A 17,063-nucleotide genomic window follows, 5' to 3' on the forward strand; every position below is an offset into this window, starting at 1 on the left:
TTTAATTTCAATGAAATCACCTTCTTTAATTATGCACTATGTTCGTTATATCTATACATAATAATATTATTTAAGAATTGTATCAGATTTCCTTATAAAAATCATGTTTATAAGGAAAGTGTTAAAGAGTGTAAGTATTCTTAAGGTTGAAAAAATATTGCGGTTGATAGTATAGACTGTATCAAGACTTTAAATAGAAATTGTATATTTAGTCATCCTTTGAATTGTAAAGTTTTTAGTGATTTGTAAGTGGAGATGCAAAATTGCATATAAAATGATGAGTATCTTTTTTTGGTGAGCTTTTTATTTTTAATCTGAAGATTAATATTTGTGAAAATATTGAGAAAAGATATAAAATAAGAACGTGTATTCTTACAGAGTGGAATAGTATTGCCACTAAATAGGGAGGCTTTTTTATGATATATCGAATTAAAGATGCAGAAATATACTATGAAATTGTGGGAGAGGGTAAACCGGTCATTATCATACATGGCTGCGCCCCTGACCATAGGTTAATGATGAAATGTATGGAATCAGTATTTCAGAAATATGAAGGTTATAAGCGAATATATATTGATTTACCTGGAATGGGAAAATCGAATGCTCCAAATTGGATAAATAGTTCAGATCGTATAGTAGAAGTGCTTATCACATTTATTGAGGAAATCATTTCTACTGAAAAATTTTTATTGGTAGGAGAATCATATGGAGGCTATTTAGCCAAAGGTATACTTGCAAAGATGTTTGAGAGAGTTAGCGGATTACTATTAGTATGTCCTGTTGTTGTAGCGGATCCAGAAAAAAGGATTCTTCCAGATAAACAGGTAATTGTACAAGATGAGGAATTTTTAAATACGCTCACTTCCACAGAAAGAGAGGAGTTTTGTGAGTTAGCTGTAATAGCAAATGAATATACATATAAGCGATTTAAAGAAGAAATTAAGCCTGGGTTAGATGTTGCTAATTATGAATTTATTGAAAGGTTGCAAAAGAATTACTCTCTTACTATGGATTTTCAGCATGAAAAATATGAAAATCCCGTTCTTTTACTGACTGGAAGACAAGATATATCAGTAGGTTATCAAAATATTATAGAAATTATTGAAGAATATCCAAGGGCAACATTAGCAGTGTTAGATATGGCAGGGCATAATTTGCAAATTGAGCAGCCTGAATTATTTGAGAGTTTAGTAGGAGAATGGATTAGACGAACAAATCAGCACAGTTTATAAAGTATTTTAGTATTACCCCTAAGTGTTGAAATGGGATAAATGAACGTGATTTATTAACTTATCTTGCTATTTGCCGGGCAGCCCGATTAGTGAGGGCTGATTAAAGTTTCACTTTATAAAAAATTTTAAGGAGAAATTATGAGCACATATATTTATATGGTTAGACATGGTGAATCACCAAAACTAGAAGGAAATGAAAGAATGCGTGGATTAACTGAGAGGGGACATATGGATGCCCGTAGAGTAACTGACATATTAAAAGCGGAGAGGATTGATACTTTTATTTCCAGTCCTTATAATCGGGCTATGCTAACGATAGAGGAGTCAGCTAATTTCCATGAAAAAGAAATAGTAGTATATGAAAATCTTAAAGAGTGTATGTTTTCAAGTGAGGATCAGGTTATATCAGACAAAGAGGTGTATCCACTTGTACAGAAGATGTTCTCTAATCCGGACTTTGCACGAACGGAAGGAGAGTCATATGCAGATTGCCAGAGAAGAGTAGTGAAAGTATTAAAAGAAATCTTAATGGATTTTCGAGGATGCAAAATTGTAATTGGTACACATGGGCTTGTCATGACATTAATGATGAACTATTTTGATAAACAATATGGTTTTGAATTTTTAATGAATACGTCAAAACCGGATATATATAAGATGGAATTTAAAGAAGAACAATTAATGAATGTAGAGAGATTATGGAAAGCTGAATAAAATTAGTTGCATGGATTTTGTTGTAAAAGTTACTTTTATAGCAAAGTCTTTTTGAATAGAAAGCATCTTTATCAACTATTGTTAGAATGTTAAATAAATAAGTAATTATTCAGTCTTTGAATAAATTATGGAGAAATTGGTTTAGGGAAACAATTTTAAATGTGTCAAAATTCCAAACGTTGGATTTATATTCAATAGGAGAAAAAGATGTAGAATTTTGTCTTACAGTCCCCGTTTACTTTTCATTTCATTACATATAGGCTTTGTGGTGTAAGGGAGGACATTGCCTTTACGTAAAATCTATAAGGAGGTCATTGTAATGAAACAGATTAAAAAGTTTGCGGGAGTTGCTTTAGCGGGGACGATTGGATTAAGTGGATTACTGTTTTTAGAACCAAGTGTAAGCGTTGCGGAAGCACAGCAAGTGAAAGTAGAAAATTTCAATACAATTGATGTAACGATGAATCTAAATGAATTGTATGTATTAAGTGGCAGAAGCATTGATATTCTTTCTGGAGATAAAGAAGCAATTCAGTTAAATAAATACACAATTAGTTTTAATAAACCTGGGAAGTATGTGATTAAAGTAAATGGCTGTATTTATGATGATGTATATACTTTTATTGTAAATGAGTAGTATATATTCTTAAATTGCGAGATAAAAACAGAAACACCCTATTTGCGATGAGAGTCGTAAATAGGGTGAATTTATTTGTATTAAGCTGTACTTTAAATATGTTCACTAATTTTCTTTTGTTATGTAAAAGTGTTAACAATGTAAATGAAATATACATCTTCACAGTCAAAAAAGTTAAAATATTTCGTTTTAAGGATTATAATGGAGGGAGGAACATAAAAGGGAGTGAATGAACTTGAAACAAGAACTTATTGAAAGATTTACGAGATATGTAAAAATTGATACGCAATCAAATGAAGAAAGTCATACAGTACCAACAACACCAGGACAAATTGAGTTTGGTAAGTTATTAGTGGAAGAGCTAAAAGAAATTGGTTTAACAGAAGTAACGATGGATGATAATGGCTATGTAATGGCAACACTTCCAGCTAATACGGACAAGGATGTTCCTGTAATCGGATTTTTAGCCCATTTAGATACGGCAACAGACTTTACAGGGAAAAACGTCAAACCACAAATTCATGAAAATTTTGATGGTAATGCAATTACGTTAAATGAAGAGCTAAATGTTGTGTTAACATCAGAGCAGTTCCCGGAATTACCATCATATAAAGGACATACCATTATTACAACTGATGGTACAACACTTCTAGGAGCAGATGATAAAGCTGGTCTTACAGAAATTATGGTTGCAATGAACCATTTAATACATAATCCACAAATTAAGCACGGGAAAATAAGAGTAGCATTTACACCGGATGAAGAAATTGGTCGTGGGCCAGCGCATTTTGATGTAGAAGCGTTTGGTGCATCATTCGCTTATACGATGGATGGAGGTCCATTAGGTGGTTTAGAGTATGAAAGTTTTAATGCTGCAGGTGCTAAGTTAACGTTTAACGGAACGAATACACATCCTGGAACAGCAAAAAATAAAATGCGCAATGCTACTAAACTTGCTATGGAGTTTAATGGGTATTTACCAGTAGAAGATGCGCCAGAATATACAGAAGGCTATGAAGGATTCTATCATTTACTTTCTTTAAATGGTGATGTTGAGCAAAGTAAAGCATATTATATTATTCGAGACTTTGATCGTGAAAATTTTGAGGCACGTAAAAATAACGTTAAAAATATTGTGAAGACTATGCAAGAAAAATATGGCGAAGATGCAGTCGTTTTAGAAATGAATGATCAATACTATAACATGCTTGAAAAAATTGAACCGGTAAGAGAAATTGTTGATATTGCATATGAAGCAATGAAAAGTTTAGACATTGAACCAAATATTCATCCGATTCGCGGAGGCACAGATGGATCACAATTATCATATATGGGATTACCGACGCCGAATATTTTCACTGGTGGTGAAAACTATCACGGTAAATTTGAGTATGTTTCGGTAGATACTATGGAAAAAGCCGTTCAAGTTATTGTGGAAATTGCAAGACGTTTTGAGGAGCAAGCTTAAAAAAGAACCAAGTAGTACGAATGTGCTACTTGGTTCTTTTAATATAGTACTCGCCACAAATAAAAAGTCGCATAAGACTCCCAATTAGCCCAGTTTGCCGCGAAATCTTTTATTTCATTTTTTGTCGGTTTATTTTCGGAACCTGTTATAAATTTAATTGCATTATGCAGACCAACATCATCAATTGGAAAAGCCGAAGGAAATCTTAAACAACGCATTAAAACATAGTTGGCAGTCCATGGTCCTATACCATGGATAGCAGTTAATTGTTTCTCAGCAACCTTTACATCTTGTGTTTGCAGTAAATCCTCTTTTGATAATTTTCTCTCTGTAATAAGCTTCGCAATACCGATTAAATATTCACATTTTCTAGTCGTCATTTTTAATTGTTGAAGATTTTCTACATGTAGATTTGCAATTGTTTCAGGTGATGGGAATATCCAATGTTTTCTATCGTCCCATTCTACATAACTTCCAAATTGCTCAACTAATCTCCTTTTTAGTGTATAAGCATATGTTAAGTTAATTTGTTGACCGATAATTCCCCAGGAAAGTGCCTCAAATAAGTCTGGAATGCCTAAAGTACGAAGGCCATAATATTGTTCAATTGGTCCTTGAAGGAGTAAATCATGTTTAGCTAATGTATAAAATGGGGCTAAATCAGTAGTTAAATCAAACCATTCTTTTACATAGTTAACTACAGCTTCACGTATCGATTTTTCAGATGTATATGGTTCTTCTAAACAACGTATTTGAATATTCCCATCTGTATTCACACTAATTTCAACTAAAGGATTTACATCTTGAACAGGGATAACTTTATAAATTTTGTTATCTTCAATATGGAACATACATTCATTGTTAGAGCGTGATAGATAACGTAAATTTTCTTGGAAACAAAATTCTTTTGGAACTGCTATAGATAATGCGCTATTATATTCTGCTGTCATATGAATTCCACCTGCAACTTTTCTAATGTAAGCAATTTTTTCTTCATTTCTAATCCACCCCTAAATCCGGTTAGTTTCCCATTCTTCCCAATAACGCGGTGACAAGGAATGGTAATAAGAAGAGGGTTAGCAGCAATAGCAGAAGCAACGGCGCGCACAGCTTTAGGTTTTTGAATTCTTTCAGCAATTTCTGTATAAGAATATGTCTTTCCATAAGGAATTTCACGTACCGTATTCCAAACAGATAATTGAAAATTAGTTCCATAAGCATCGATAGGAAATGTAAAAGTTTCTCGCTTGTTTTCTAAATACTCGATAACTTCTTGCGTATATATTTGCAAGTAACCTGGACTATGGGTCAATATATGTTGGGGCAGTTTTTTTCTAGCCCATATATTTAATTCTTCAAAGTTTTCGTCTTGTGATCCAATGAAACATAGTCCATTTTCAGTTGCAGCAATATGAAATCGCCAATTTTTATGTGTAAGTAGCGTCCAATATATATAATTATTTTTGTAGGAATTCATTATCGTATCCCTCTTTCATTTCGTTCTTTTTTCGATATTCAGTAGGAGTAAATCCGGTTTTCTTTTTAAATAAAGTTGCGAAATACTCTGGGTTTTCTATCCCGACAGCAGTACTAATTTCTTTAATAGATTGATTTGTGTGTAAAAGGTATTCGGTTGCTTTAAGAACCCTGAATTGTTGTATATATTCTATAGGAGTTAACCCTATTATTCTTTTGAAAGTACGTTGTAAATGAAAAGGGCTACCGTGACACATTTCCGCAAGCATGTCGAGAGTTAAGGATTCGTCATAATGCTTTTCGATATAGTCTTTAATTTGTTCTACCCACTCTTCATTAGGTAAAGTGATCCCATTTGGCTTACAACGTTTGCACGGGCGAAAGTTCTCACTTAATGCTTGCTCTGCATGATGAAAAATTCGTACATTGTTTCTATTCGGTATTCTTGATTTGCATGATGGTCTGCAAAAGATTCCAGTTGATTTCACAGCATAAAAGAATTTGCTATCATAGGAAGAATCATTATGAATAATTGCTTGCCAATACTCATTTGTTAATGTAACTCCTTCATTGTGCATAGAACATCACCTCTGAAATTAGTATAACCTGAATAAAGTGCGTATGTATGTATTCATAAATGTAAGAGCAAGATTACAAAGGTGAAAATATGATTGTTTTCTATTTTGTGATAGCATGAAATTTGGAAATAAACATCAAGAGGAGGACTATAAATGAAGTTAATTTCATGGAATGTAAATGGTTTGCGAGCTGTTATCGCAAAAGGTGGATTTTTGGAATATCTTGAGGAATCAAGTGCTGACATATTTTGTCTACAAGAGATTAAATTACAAGAAGGGCAAATTGATTTAAATTTAGAGGGATATTATACATACTGGAATTATGCTGTGAAAAAAGGATATTCAGGAACTGCTATTTTTTCGAAAAAAGAACCGCTTTCAGTTACATATGGTTTAGGCATTGAAGAGCATGATCAAGAAGGGCGACTTATTACTTTAGAATTCGAAGATTTTTACATGATAACGTTATATACACCAAATTCAAAACGTGGATTAGAACGATTAGATTACAGAATGAAATGGGAAGATGATTTCAGGTCCTATATCAAACGATTAGATGAGAAGAAACCAGTTATTTTTTGTGGAGACTTAAATGTTGCTCATAAAGAAATCGATTTGAAAAATCCGAAAAGTAATCGTGAAAATCCTGGATTCTCTGATGAGGAACGAGAGAAATTTTCATGTATTTTAGAAGAAGGATTTATTGATACATATCGTTACCTTTATCCTAATCAAGAAGGTGCATACTCGTGGTGGTCGTATCGTATGGGCGCGAGAGCGAAAAATATCGGATGGCGTTTAGATTATTTTGTTGTTTCGGAAAGAATGAAAGACCAAATAACAGAAGCGAAAATTAATAGTGAAGTAATGGGGTCAGACCATTGTCCAGTTGAATTACATATAAATTTCTAAAAAAAAAGAAGTATCTCCCTAATATTAGGGAGATACTTCTTTAATTCAGTTTGTTAAAATTTTTCAAATCATTCTTGAAATAATTTCATATTAAATATATACTTAGTAACGATAATCATTATCAGTGAAAATGATTATCAAGTGATGAAGGCGTAAAAGAATTATAGTCTAGGGGAAGTGAACGGGAATGAGTTCTGGATAAAATTATTAATCTAATGAAATATATATATGGGACAAGGTTCATATAGTTAAATTTTATTGAGAATATAGTTTGAAAATTCGAGAGGAGACATATAAAGATGAACAAGAAATTATTTACTTTAGGGATGGTTACAGTTTTAAGTGTAGGTTTAGCGGCATGTAATAGTGCGGATAAAACTTCAGGCGAGCAAAAACAACAGACAAAAGCTACGGAAACGAAAAAAGATGAAAAACGAAAAATCACATATTTAGGTAAAGAGTATACAGTGCCAGCAAAAGTAGATAAAATTGCGACAGCTAGTTTAGAGTCAATGGAAGATGCGGCAGTACTTGGAATTAAACCAGTTGGTGCCATTACTGTAGGTGGTAAATTACCAAAATATCTTGAAAAAGAGTTAGAAGGTGCTAAATCTGTTGGTGAGAAAATGCAACCCAATTTCGAAACATTACTACAATTAAAACCAGATGTTATTACATCGAGTACGAAATTCCCAGCAGAAACAGCTGAAAAGTTTACGAAAGTAGCTCCTACATTCCCGGTATCACACGTTTCAACAAATTGGGAAGATAACTTAAAGTTAATGGGAGAATTAACTGGTAAAAAAGATAAAGCCGAAAAAATTATTAAGGATTACAATTCGGACGCTGAAAAAGCAAAAGCAAAACTAGGAGATAAGTTAAAAGATAAAAAAGTACTTGTCATAAGACTAAGAGCAAACGAATTATTCCTATATCCAGAAGGAGTATACTTCAATCCTGTAATTTATAAAGATCTTGGACTAACTGCTCCAGAACAATTGAAAACTGTAAAAGCACAAGAGAAAATTTCATTTGAAAAACTTGCTGAACTTAACCCAGATTATATTTTCTTACAATATGAGGCAAGTGAAAATAAAAACCCGAAAGTGTTAGAAGAAATTGAAAGTAATCCAATTTGGCAAAGTATGAATGCTGCGAAGGAAAAGAAAGTATTTGTAAATGTTGTAGATCCAATGGCACAAGGTGGTACAGCTTGGAGTAAAACAGCATTCTTAAAAGAAGCCGTGAAAAATTTATCTAAATAATACAATAAGTAAGGTGCGTTGAATGATATGCAGAAAACAAATGCAGTACCAGTAACTATATTATGTATAGCACCCATACTCATCTTATTTACAATTATACTTTCGATTTTGTATGGGGCAAAAAGTATTGACGCTGAAACAGTGTGGAACGCATTATTTCATTTTGATTCAAGCGATGTAAATCATAATATTATTATTACTTCACGTTTACCAAGGGTAGTTGCAGCTCTTTTAGTCGGAGCATTTCTAGCCATATCAGGAGCACTTATGCAGGGGATGACAAGAAACTATCTTGCATCCCCTTCTATTATGGGTGTGACGGATGGCGCTGCCTTTGTTATTACACTTAGCATGATTTTTCTTCCGGGAATGTCATCAATTGGTATGGTTGTATGTTCAATGATTGGTTCTGCACTAGGAGCCGGTATCGTGTTTGGTTTTGGTTCGCTCCTTCAAAATGGCTTATCACCAGTTAGGTTAGCGATTATAGGAACAGTTATTGGAACATTTTTAAGTAGTGTATCGGCTGCAATGGCTTCGTATTTCCAAATTTCTCAAAATGTTAGTTTTTGGTTTAATGCAAAGTTAGATCAAGTAGATCCTAATATCATTAAAATCACGATACCGTTTGGGATAATTGGAATAATTTTAGCATTGTTAATATCAAAATCTATTACCATTCTTTCATTAGGCGAAGAGGTTTCTATTAATTTAGGGCAACGTACAAAACTAGTTAAAGCGATGGCAATTTTATCGGTAATTTTCTTAACAGGAACAGCAGTTGCTTTAGTGGGGAAAGTTGGTTTTGTAGGTTTAATTATTCCGCACATTACGCGCTTTATAATTGGGGTAGATTATAAGTGGATTTTGCCATGTGCAGGTGTTATTGGTGGCGTTTTCTTAGCGTTATGTGACGTTTTGAGTAGATTTGTAAACTATCCATTTGAAACACCTATTGGAGTCGTTACCTCTTTAATTGGAATTCCTTTCTTCCTTTATTTAATCCGTACTAGAGGAGGAGAGAGACATGCTTAAAAGTTCAAGTCAACGTTTCGGAATGACGATGGGGATTATTATATTTTTAATACTATGTGCTATTTATATTAGTTTAACAAATGGTACGTTCGACATTACGATTACAGATGTATTTAAAACACTGTTTAGAATTGATCCAGTACCAGAACATGATTTAGTTATTTTTGAGTTTCGCCTTCCGCGCATCGTAATTGCTGGATTAGTAGGATTAGGCCTTGGTGTTGCGGGTGCCGTTATTCAAGGGATTACGAGAAATGGGTTGGCGGACCCAGGTATTTTAGGCGTAAATGCCGGAGCAGGAACAGCGATTGTCATTTTTATGTTTTTCTTTCAAGGGCAATTAAAAAGCACAGACTGGGTTTCTATTATGATGATGCCAATGTTTGGTTTAGTAGGCGGATTAGGTGCAGCTATCATCATTTATCTGTTTTCTTGGAAAAACGGTAAATTAGATTCGCAGCGACTTTTATTAACAGGGATTGCAATTGGATCAGGATTTGGAGCCTTTTCTATGTACTTATCACTCAAAATGAAGTCAACTGATTTTGAAATGGCCGCAGTGTGGGTGTCTGGAAGCATATATAGTGCAAACTGGAAGTATATTGTGGCTATGTTACCATGGCTTATTATCTTAATTCCGCTTATACAAAAGAAAGCTTATTTATTAGATTTATTTCAATTGGAAGAAACGAGTATTACAAGTTTAGGTGTTTCAGTAGAAAGAGAGAAATCGATTTTACTATTAAGTAGTATCGGGCTTGTGAGCGCATGTGTTGCTGTTTCAGGGAGTATCGGTTTTATTGGCTTAATGGCACCGCATATAGCGAAAAGGCTTGTCGGTATTCAACATAAGTATATAATTCCTACGTGCGGCGTAATCGGAATGTTTCTTGTAATTGCTTCAGACTTTATTGCGAAAACAGTTTTTACACCTGTAGAGCTACCAGTGGGAATCGTTATTTCTATTGTCGGTGTACCGTATTTCTTATATTTACTTTATAAGGCGAAAGCGTAAGAGGAGGAATAAAAGTGAGTATTTTAAGTGCAAAAAATTTAGAAACAAGTTATGAAAAGCTTACAGTGTTTCGCGATTTAAATGTGGAAATACAAGAAGGAAAAGTAACGACAATTATAGGTCCAAACGGTTGCGGTAAATCGACATTGTTAAAAACAATGGGAAGAATTTTAAAACAAAAAAGCGGTAAAGTATATTTGCAAGGACAGGATTTACATACAATTCCAACGAAAGAAATTGCGAAGCAGTTAGCTTTACTCCCGCAAACTCCAATTGCACCAGGTGAGCTTAAAGTGGAAGAATTAATTTCTTATGGACGCTATCCACATCGAAATAACGTAAATAAGTTAACGACAAAAGATAAAGAAATGATTGATTGGGCATTAGATATAACGAAAACTTCTGAATTTCGAACGAGACAAATTGCAAATTTATCAGGTGGTCAAAGACAAAAGGTATGGCTAGCGATGGCATTAGCACAAGAGACAGAAGTGTTGCTATTAGATGAGCCAACTACATACCTTGATATGTCTCATCAATTAGATGTATTACAAATTGTGGAGAAGTTAAATAAAGAACATAATTGTACGGTTGTTATGGTATTACATGATATTAACCATGCATCAAGGTTTTCAGATGAAATTATTGCAATGAAGGAAGGCGAAATTGTTACAACTGGTAGCCCAGAAGAAATCATTACAAATGAAGTGTTAAAAGAAGTATTTCATATTGATGCGCGTGTCATGATTGATCCGTATAACGGGGCTCCTGTTTGTTTCGGTTATGATAGCGTTGTATCTCAAGAAGAAAAAATCGAAATATATGTAACAAGTTAAAAAGGGGGGGATAGGGTGAATACTACAGTTGAAAAACAGCAGATTATAACATCTAATACAGAGCAGTGGAAAATGTATTCAAAATTAGAAGGTAAGGAATATCAAATTCATATTTCAAAGCCGAAGCAACCAGCACCGGATTCAGGATATCCTGTCATTTACGTATTAGATGGCAATGCCTTTTTTCAAACATTTCATGAAGCAGTTAAAATACAATCAGTAAGAGCGGAAAAAACCGGTGTTTCACCAGCTATTATAGTAGGAGTGGGTTATCCAATTGAAGGCGCATTTTCAGGGGAAGAAAGGTGCTATGATTTTACGCCTAGCGTAATTTCAAAAGATGCCCCTTTAAAACCAGACGGTAAACCGTGGCCTAAAACAGGAGGAGCACATAATTTCTTTACTTTTATTGAAGAAGAACTGAAACCACAAATTGAAAAGAATTTTGAGATTGATAAAGGTAAGCAAACTTTATTTGGGCATTCTTTAGGTGGCCTATTCGCTTTGCATATACTATTTACAAACTTGAATGCTTTTCAAAATTATTTTATTAGTAGTCCATCTATATGGTGGAATAATAAATCCGTTCTTGAAAAAGAAGAGAACCTTATAATTGAATTAAACAATGCTAAGTTTGAAACAGGAGTGTTCCTTACAGTTGGATCACTTGAACGAGAGCATATGGTTGTAGGTGCAAATGAATTATCAGAGCGCCTTCTCCAAGTAAACCACGATAAACTTAAATTTAAGTTTTATGAAGCTGAAGGGGAGAATCATGCATCTGTTGTGCCGACGTCTTTAAGTAAAGGATTGAGGTTTATTAGTTACGTATAGGAAAAAAGGTTATGGATGAAATATTCCATAACCTTTTTTAATGTGTAGAATTGTCCTTTTCGAAAGTTTTGTTTCAACTTTTCGTCTAAAGAGACAAAAAGTTGTCACAATTCGGTCACAATTAGCATAAACATAAAATAGACGAAATGAACTTATTTCCAAAAGGCTTGGTTTATTACAATCAGGATTCGTAGAGCTGAAAAAGCATGGATGAAAAGTTCACTATATTCCCAAGGAGGTAGATCGTATGAAAACAATTCTTGCTATCGCTGGACTTATTTGGGTTCTATCACATGGCATTCCAATTTATGAAGGAGAACAAATTCGCAGTGCTCTAAATAAAAATTTTAATGAATATCATATCATTGATCGGCAAGATAATGTTGTGACAGTTCGAGTAAATGACTGTTTTCATACGGTAACCGTTGAAGGAACTTCAGTAGTGAATGATACAAAAGTATGTGATCAGCAATAATTATATATGGAAAGAAAAAATTCTCGGGTTAAATATCTGAAAATTTAAATTAAAACATTATAGACGAAGAATAAGCGGGGGCGGGTAATCCCCGCTTATTCTTGTTTCACTTTATTGAATTTTGATGAGAGATATAATGATTTTTTGACAAAAAGGAAAGGGTATACTGAAAATTGAGATTAAGAAGCTAATGCGTTGTTAAGAATAATCATAAAGTGTAAATATACTCTTATGGGGTATCATGCGTAGATATTTAATGCTATAATTGGTATACTCATAAAAAACAATTGTTTTATTGGATGAAGAGAAACTTTAAGAAGGTGATAATATGGATCATAAAGAGCATGAAGCAGTAACACATAGATCAGAAAAAGAAAAAGAACAGATTATAAATAGATTAAAGAGAATTGAAGGACAGGTCCGCGGTATTCAAAACATGATTGAAAATGATCGTTATTGCGTAGATATTTTAGTGCAAATTTCAGCGATTAATGCAGCGATGAAAAAAGTAGGAATGGGCGTTCTCAAAAATCATACGAGTCATTGTGTTTCAGGAGCTATTAAAAATGGAAATGGTGACGAAGCAATTGAAGAATTAATGACAGTATTTGAACGTTTTTCAAAAGCGTAAAAACAAGCTAGTATTTAACTGGCTTGTTTTTTTGTTTACCCTCATATTGGATTTGGGTGTATTGTAGTGAAAAAGTGTGTGTAAAATAAACTTTTAGAAAATAATTGAAAAATCATGATACAAAACCATTGATTACCTTAGGGGGGTATGGTAAGATATAATTGTGATTAACAAACAATGAATAAACAAGAGGAGGATTTTAAATGGAACAGTTAACATTACAGGTTGAAGGTATGTCTTGTGGACATTGTGTAAATGCTATCGAAAGCAGTGTGAAAGAGCTAAACGGTGTTGAACAAGTGAAGGTTCAATTAGCAGAAGGAACTGTTGAAGTTACTATCGACTCGTCTGCTGTCACATTAAAAGATATCGTTGCTGTAATCGAAGATCAAGGATACGATGTTCAATAATTATTTTTAGATATGAAAATAAATCGTACTTTAAATGAAGTACGATTTATTTTGCTAATCATTATACCTCATAAGGGTATATAGAGGTGAGAGACATGAATGAAAAAAAAGAGGCCAATCTTCAAATATCAGGAATGACATGTGCGGCATGTGCAAATAGAATTGAAAAAGGTCTAAAAAAAGTAGAAGGTGTTCATGAGGCAAATGTAAATTTTGCGCTTGAAAAAACAAAAATAATGTACGATCCAACTAAAACAAATCCGCAACAATTTAAAGAAAAAGTTGAATCATTAGGATATGGAATTGTAAGTGATAAAGCTGAATTTACTGTTTCAGGAATGACATGTGCAGCATGTGCAAATAGAGTTGAAAAGCGTTTAAATAAGTTAGATGGTGTGAACAAGGCGACAGTAAATTTTGCTTTAGAATCAGCCACAGTAGACTTTAACCCTGATGAAGTTAATGTAAATGAAATGAAGAGCGCGATTACGAAGCTAGGATATAAATTAGAAGTGAAACCAGATGATCAAGATGCATCAACTGATCATCGATTACAAGAAATTGAAAGACAAAAGAAGAAGTTTATTATTTCGTTTATTTTATCTTTCCCATTATTGTGGGCAATGGTTAGTCATTTCTCATTTACGTCATTTATTTATTTACCGGATATGTTAATGAACCCTTGGGTGCAACTAGCACTTGCAACTCCTGTTCAATTTATCATTGGTGGACAGTTTTATGTTGGGGCTTATAAAGCGTTACGCAATAAAAGTGCTAATATGGATGTTCTCGTGGCGCTTGGAACGTCGGCCGCGTACTTCTATAGTGTATATTTAAGTATTCAATCTATTGGTTCTTCGGAACATATGACAGATTTATATTTTGAAACGAGTGCGGTACTTATTACATTAATTATTTTAGGTAAATTATTTGAAGCGAAAGCAAAAGGGCGCTCATCAGAAGCAATTAAAAAATTGATGGGTTTACAAGCGAAGACAGCTACAGTTGTGCGAGATGGAACAGAAATAAAAATTTTGATTGAAGAAGTAGTAACTGGTGATATCGTCTATGTAAAGCCTGGTGAAAAAATACCAGTAGATGGTGAGATTGTAGAAGGAAAGTCAGCAATTGATGAATCGATGTTAACGGGTGAAAGTATTCCTGTTGATAAGTCAATTGGGGATGTAGTAATAGGTTCGACAATAAATAAAAATGGATTTTTAAAAGTGAAAGCAACTAAGGTAGGAAGAGATACTGCATTAGCTCAAATTATTAAAGTAGTAGAAGAGGCACAAGGTTCAAAAGCTCCTATTCAAAGGGTAGCAGATCAAATTTCAGGTATTTTCGTACCGGTTGTAGTTGTGATTGCGATTATCACATTTGCAGTATGGATGATATTTGTTACACCTGGTGATTTTGGCGGAGCACTTGAGAAAATGATAGCAGTACTTGTTATTGCTTGTCCATGTGCATTAGGTCTTGCAACGCCTACATCTATTATGGCAGGATCAGGAAGATCGGCTGAGTATGGTATTTTATTTAAAGGTGGAGAGCATTTAGAAGCAACGCACCGATTAGATACGGTTATTCTAGATAAAACGGGTACAGTGACAAATGGGAAGCCGGTATTAACAGATGTAATTGTAGCAGATGGATTCAATGAAAATGAACTGCTTAGATTAGTAGGGGCAGCAGAAAGAAATTCTGAACATCCGCTTGCAGAAGCGATTGTAGAAGGAATTAAAGAAAAGAAAATTGATATCCCGAGTTCAGAAACGTTTGAAGCGATTCCGGGATTTGGTATCGAATCAGTTGTAGAAGGAAAACACTTATTAATTGGTACACGTCGATTAATGAAGAAATTCAATATTGATATTGAAGAAGTTTCTAAATCAATGGAAGCGCTAGAACGAGAAGGAAAAACAGCAATGCTTATTGCAATCGATAAAGAATATGCTGGTATAGTTGCCGTTGCAGATACTGTGAAAGATACTTCAAAAGCAGCTATCGCAAGACTGAAAAAAATGGGTCTAGACGTTGTGATGATTACAGGAGATAATACACAAACTGCTCAGGCAATTGCAAAGCAAGTTGGTATTGATCACGTAATTGCAGAAGTATTGCCAGAAGGAAAAGCAGAAGAAGTGAAAAAACTGCAAGCAAATGGTAAGAAAGTAGCGATGGTTGGAGACGGGATAAATGATGCTCCTGCTCTTGCTACAGCGAACATTGGTATGGCAATTGGAACGGGAACGGATGTAGCGATGGAAGCAGCGGATATAACGTTAATCCGCGGTGACTTAAATAGTATTGCTGATGCGATATTTATGAGTAAAATGACGATAAGAAATATTAAACAAAATTTATTCTGGGCATTAGCTTATAACGCGTTAGGAATTCCAATTGCGGCATTAGGTTTCTTAGCCCCTTGGGTTGCTGGAGCAGCGATGGCATTTAGTTCTGTATCCGTTGTATTAAATGCATTACGATTACAAAGAGTTAAATTAAAACCTTAAAAAGCTACATTAAGTAATTGAATAGAATTAAAAAACAATACTTGAATAAGTATTGTTTTTTTGTTCGTATAGAAATTAAAACGATATAATAAAGCAGAAATATAGAATCGTATGTAGTAGAAAAGTTAAGAGGTAGTTTGGTAAGGAGACTTATATATGTTAAAAGATATTATAATTAGAACATTCCAGAAAAAAGATTTAGATCAAGTATTACAATTGTTCTATGAAACAGTTCATACGGTTAATGCAAAAGATTATAATGAGTTACAGCTACAGGCGTGGGCACCGGAGCGACTAGATAGAGAAAATTGGTTACAGTCTTTAGAAAAGAATATTAGCTATGTAGCGGATCATAAAGGTATGATTGTGGGGTTTGGGGATTATAACGATGATCGTTACGTAGATCGTTTATTTACGCATAAAGATTATCAAGGGAAAAGAGTCGCTTCATACATACTACAGAAGTTAGAAAAAGAAGCAGTGAACTTGGGACATAGGGAGATATATACAGAGGCGAGCATTACCGCAAAACCTTTTTTTGAAAGTAAAGATTTTATTTGCATAAAAGAACAAAAGAAACAGCATAATGGTCAGATTTTTATTAATTATGTTATGAAAAAATATCCTTCTCATAAATGAGAAGGATATTTTTCATTATTTTACAGCTTCTTTTAGTTCTTTACCAGCTTTGAAAGCAGGTACTTTAGAAGCTGCGATTTGCATTTCTTCACCAGTTTGTGGGTTACGGCCTGTACGAGCAGCTCTTTCGCGAACTTCGAATGTACCGAATCCGATAAGTTGTACTTTTTCACCAGCAGCTAAAGTGTTAGTGATTGATTCTACTACAGTTTGTACAACTACAGTAGCTTCTTTTTGAGAAATCTCAGCATTTTGTGCTACGTTTTTAATTAATTCTGTTTTGTTCATGTTTTTCACCTCATATGTAAATAATGCTATTTAAGTTGTTATTATAACGTATAAAACATTCGAGAACAAGTGTACGTACATATATTCGCAAAAAAAATGAAA

At 33.8% G+C, this 17,063-nt stretch carries 19 protein-coding genes; 15 read left to right on the forward strand and 4 right to left on the reverse strand.

Features of this window, described 5'->3' with window-relative positions; genetic code table 11:
- Nucleotides 1-416: 416 nt before the first annotated feature.
- The 4 genes from IQ781_RS24715 to pepT all read left to right on the forward strand — a co-directional run bounded on the left by IQ781_RS24715 (nt 417) and on the right by pepT (nt 4,051).
- A complete protein-coding gene (locus IQ781_RS24715) occupies nt 417-1,232 on the forward strand; it encodes an alpha/beta fold hydrolase (RefSeq protein ID WP_139846736.1) in 816 nt (271 codons plus the stop codon).
- 138 nt (nt 1,233-1,370) lie between these two features.
- Nucleotides 1,371-1,946, forward strand: coding sequence for a histidine phosphatase family protein (locus tag IQ781_RS24720; RefSeq protein ID WP_000109179.1), 576 nt, complete (start codon nt 1,371-1,373; stop codon nt 1,944-1,946).
- Between the two features lie 319 nt (nt 1,947-2,265).
- Nucleotides 2,266-2,583 (forward strand): hypothetical protein, encoded by a 318-nt coding sequence (locus tag IQ781_RS24725; RefSeq protein WP_000809495.1) that lies wholly within the window; start codon nt 2,266-2,268, stop codon nt 2,581-2,583.
- A gap of 235 nt (nt 2,584-2,818) precedes the next feature.
- Complete coding sequence (gene pepT / locus IQ781_RS24730; RefSeq protein ID WP_139846737.1) at nt 2,819-4,051, forward strand: peptidase T; 1,233 nt, start codon at nt 2,819-2,821, stop codon at nt 4,049-4,051.
- Nucleotides 4,052-4,089: 38 nt separating this feature from the next.
- On the opposite strand, the gene IQ781_RS24735 is transcribed toward pepT, so the two are convergent.
- From IQ781_RS24735 to IQ781_RS24745, 3 genes are read right to left on the reverse strand one after another with little or no spacing between them, the layout of a single operon-like run.
- A complete protein-coding gene (locus IQ781_RS24735) occupies nt 4,090-5,001 on the reverse strand; it encodes a DNA glycosylase (protein ID WP_000123503.1) in 912 nt (303 codons plus the stop codon).
- The gene (locus tag IQ781_RS24740) at nt 4,998-5,528 is read right to left on the reverse strand and encodes a methylated-DNA--[protein]-cysteine S-methyltransferase (protein ID WP_001089842.1); all 531 of its coding nucleotides are present in this window, start codon (nt 5,526-5,528) and stop codon (nt 4,998-5,000) included. The genes IQ781_RS24735 and IQ781_RS24740 overlap by 4 nt, the downstream gene beginning before the upstream one ends.
- Nucleotides 5,509-6,105 carry a bifunctional transcriptional activator/DNA repair enzyme AdaA gene (locus tag IQ781_RS24745; RefSeq protein WP_000551322.1) on the reverse strand — a complete coding sequence of 199 codons (597 nt, stop codon included), beginning with the start codon at nt 6,103-6,105 and terminating at the stop codon, nt 5,509-5,511. Before IQ781_RS24745 ends, IQ781_RS24740 begins: the two co-directional genes overlap by 20 nt.
- A 153-nt stretch (nt 6,106-6,258) precedes the next feature.
- Between IQ781_RS24745 and IQ781_RS24750 the strand changes: the two genes are divergently transcribed.
- The 11 genes from IQ781_RS24750 (at nt 6,259) to IQ781_RS24800 (ending at nt 16,673) form a co-directional block, all read left to right on the forward strand.
- On the forward strand, nt 6,259-7,017 hold the full coding sequence (locus tag IQ781_RS24750; RefSeq protein WP_000767620.1) for an exodeoxyribonuclease III: 759 nt from the start codon (nt 6,259-6,261) through the stop codon (nt 7,015-7,017).
- A gap of 299 nt (nt 7,018-7,316) precedes the next feature.
- Nucleotides 7,317-8,282 (forward strand): iron-hydroxamate ABC transporter substrate-binding protein, encoded by a 966-nt coding sequence (locus IQ781_RS24755; protein ID WP_001035506.1) that lies wholly within the window; start codon nt 7,317-7,319, stop codon nt 8,280-8,282.
- A 27-nt stretch (nt 8,283-8,309) separates the two neighbouring features.
- Nucleotides 8,310-9,317 carry a FecCD family ABC transporter permease gene (locus tag IQ781_RS24760; protein WP_001173042.1) on the forward strand — a complete coding sequence of 336 codons (1,008 nt, stop codon included), beginning with the start codon at nt 8,310-8,312 and terminating at the stop codon, nt 9,315-9,317.
- Nucleotides 9,310-10,332, forward strand: a complete 1,023-nt coding sequence (locus IQ781_RS24765; RefSeq protein ID WP_000920450.1) for a FecCD family ABC transporter permease — start codon at nt 9,310-9,312, stop codon at nt 10,330-10,332. The genes IQ781_RS24760 and IQ781_RS24765 overlap by 8 nt, the downstream gene beginning before the upstream one ends.
- Before the next feature lie 14 nt (nt 10,333-10,346).
- A complete protein-coding gene (locus tag IQ781_RS24770) occupies nt 10,347-11,168 on the forward strand; it encodes an ABC transporter ATP-binding protein (RefSeq protein WP_000025766.1) in 822 nt (273 codons plus the stop codon).
- 15 nt (nt 11,169-11,183) lie between these two features.
- Nucleotides 11,184-12,002, forward strand: a complete 819-nt coding sequence (locus IQ781_RS24775; protein ID WP_001098699.1) for an alpha/beta hydrolase — start codon at nt 11,184-11,186, stop codon at nt 12,000-12,002.
- 247 nt (nt 12,003-12,249) lie between these two features.
- Nucleotides 12,250-12,477 carry a hypothetical protein gene (locus IQ781_RS24780; RefSeq protein WP_000849103.1) on the forward strand — a complete coding sequence of 76 codons (228 nt, stop codon included), beginning with the start codon at nt 12,250-12,252 and terminating at the stop codon, nt 12,475-12,477.
- Between the two features lie 328 nt (nt 12,478-12,805).
- Entirely contained in the window at nt 12,806-13,108 is a 303-nt protein-coding gene (locus tag IQ781_RS24785; protein ID WP_000349637.1) for a metal-sensing transcriptional repressor, read from the forward strand.
- Nucleotides 13,109-13,311: 203 nt separating this feature from the next.
- Nucleotides 13,312-13,518 (forward strand): copper chaperone CopZ, encoded by a 207-nt coding sequence (gene copZ, locus IQ781_RS24790; RefSeq protein WP_000436973.1) that lies wholly within the window; start codon nt 13,312-13,314, stop codon nt 13,516-13,518.
- 95 nt (nt 13,519-13,613) lie between these two features.
- The gene (locus IQ781_RS24795) at nt 13,614-16,034 is read left to right on the forward strand and encodes a heavy metal translocating P-type ATPase (RefSeq protein WP_001003180.1); all 2,421 of its coding nucleotides are present in this window, start codon (nt 13,614-13,616) and stop codon (nt 16,032-16,034) included.
- A gap of 156 nt (nt 16,035-16,190) precedes the next feature.
- Nucleotides 16,191-16,673, forward strand: a complete 483-nt coding sequence (locus IQ781_RS24800) for a GNAT family N-acetyltransferase (RefSeq protein ID WP_000910167.1) — start codon at nt 16,191-16,193, stop codon at nt 16,671-16,673.
- A 15-nt stretch (nt 16,674-16,688) separates the two neighbouring features.
- On the opposite strand, the gene IQ781_RS24805 is transcribed toward IQ781_RS24800, so the two are convergent.
- Nucleotides 16,689-16,961, reverse strand: a complete 273-nt coding sequence (locus IQ781_RS24805) for an HU family DNA-binding protein (RefSeq protein ID WP_001043904.1) — start codon at nt 16,959-16,961, stop codon at nt 16,689-16,691.
- Nucleotides 16,962-17,063 lie beyond the last annotated feature (102 nt).

This window comes from Bacillus sp. N447-1, from assembly GCF_022701035.1.
In the GTDB taxonomy this organism is placed as follows: Bacteria; Bacillota; Bacilli; order Bacillales; family Bacillaceae_G; genus Bacillus_A; species Bacillus_A cereus.

What these genes read in the sequence shown, in the direction of transcription:
- IQ781_RS24780 (WP_000849103.1), top strand. Translation starts at nt 12,250, where the DNA reads ATGAAAACAATTCTTGCTATCGCTGGACTTATTTGGGTTCTATCACAT.
- IQ781_RS24750 (WP_000767620.1), top strand. Translation starts at nt 6,259, where the DNA reads ATGAAGTTAATTTCATGGAATGTAAATGGTTTGCGAGCTGTTATCGCA.
- IQ781_RS24795 (WP_001003180.1), top strand. Translation starts at nt 13,614, where the DNA reads ATGAATGAAAAAAAAGAGGCCAATCTTCAAATATCAGGAATGACATGT.
- IQ781_RS24805 (WP_001043904.1), bottom strand. Translation starts at nt 16,961, where the DNA reads ATGAACAAAACAGAATTAATTAAAAACGTAGCACAAAATGCTGAGATT.
- IQ781_RS24740 (WP_001089842.1), bottom strand. Translation starts at nt 5,528, where the DNA reads ATGAATTCCTACAAAAATAATTATATATATTGGACGCTACTTACACAT.
- IQ781_RS24800 (WP_000910167.1), top strand. Translation starts at nt 16,191, where the DNA reads ATGTTAAAAGATATTATAATTAGAACATTCCAGAAAAAAGATTTAGAT.
- IQ781_RS24785 (WP_000349637.1), top strand. Translation starts at nt 12,806, where the DNA reads ATGGATCATAAAGAGCATGAAGCAGTAACACATAGATCAGAAAAAGAA.
- IQ781_RS24735 (WP_000123503.1), bottom strand. Translation starts at nt 5,001, where the DNA reads ATGACAGCAGAATATAATAGCGCATTATCTATAGCAGTTCCAAAAGAA.
- IQ781_RS24725 (WP_000809495.1), top strand. Translation starts at nt 2,266, where the DNA reads ATGAAACAGATTAAAAAGTTTGCGGGAGTTGCTTTAGCGGGGACGATT.
- IQ781_RS24755 (WP_001035506.1), top strand. Translation starts at nt 7,317, where the DNA reads ATGAACAAGAAATTATTTACTTTAGGGATGGTTACAGTTTTAAGTGTA.
- copZ (WP_000436973.1), top strand. Translation starts at nt 13,312, where the DNA reads ATGGAACAGTTAACATTACAGGTTGAAGGTATGTCTTGTGGACATTGT.
- IQ781_RS24765 (WP_000920450.1), top strand. Translation starts at nt 9,310, where the DNA reads ATGCTTAAAAGTTCAAGTCAACGTTTCGGAATGACGATGGGGATTATT.
- IQ781_RS24745 (WP_000551322.1), bottom strand. Translation starts at nt 6,105, where the DNA reads ATGCACAATGAAGGAGTTACATTAACAAATGAGTATTGGCAAGCAATT.
- IQ781_RS24720 (WP_000109179.1), top strand. Translation starts at nt 1,371, where the DNA reads ATGAGCACATATATTTATATGGTTAGACATGGTGAATCACCAAAACTA.
- IQ781_RS24715 (WP_139846736.1), top strand. Translation starts at nt 417, where the DNA reads ATGATATATCGAATTAAAGATGCAGAAATATACTATGAAATTGTGGGA.
- IQ781_RS24760 (WP_001173042.1), top strand. Translation starts at nt 8,310, where the DNA reads ATGCAGAAAACAAATGCAGTACCAGTAACTATATTATGTATAGCACCC.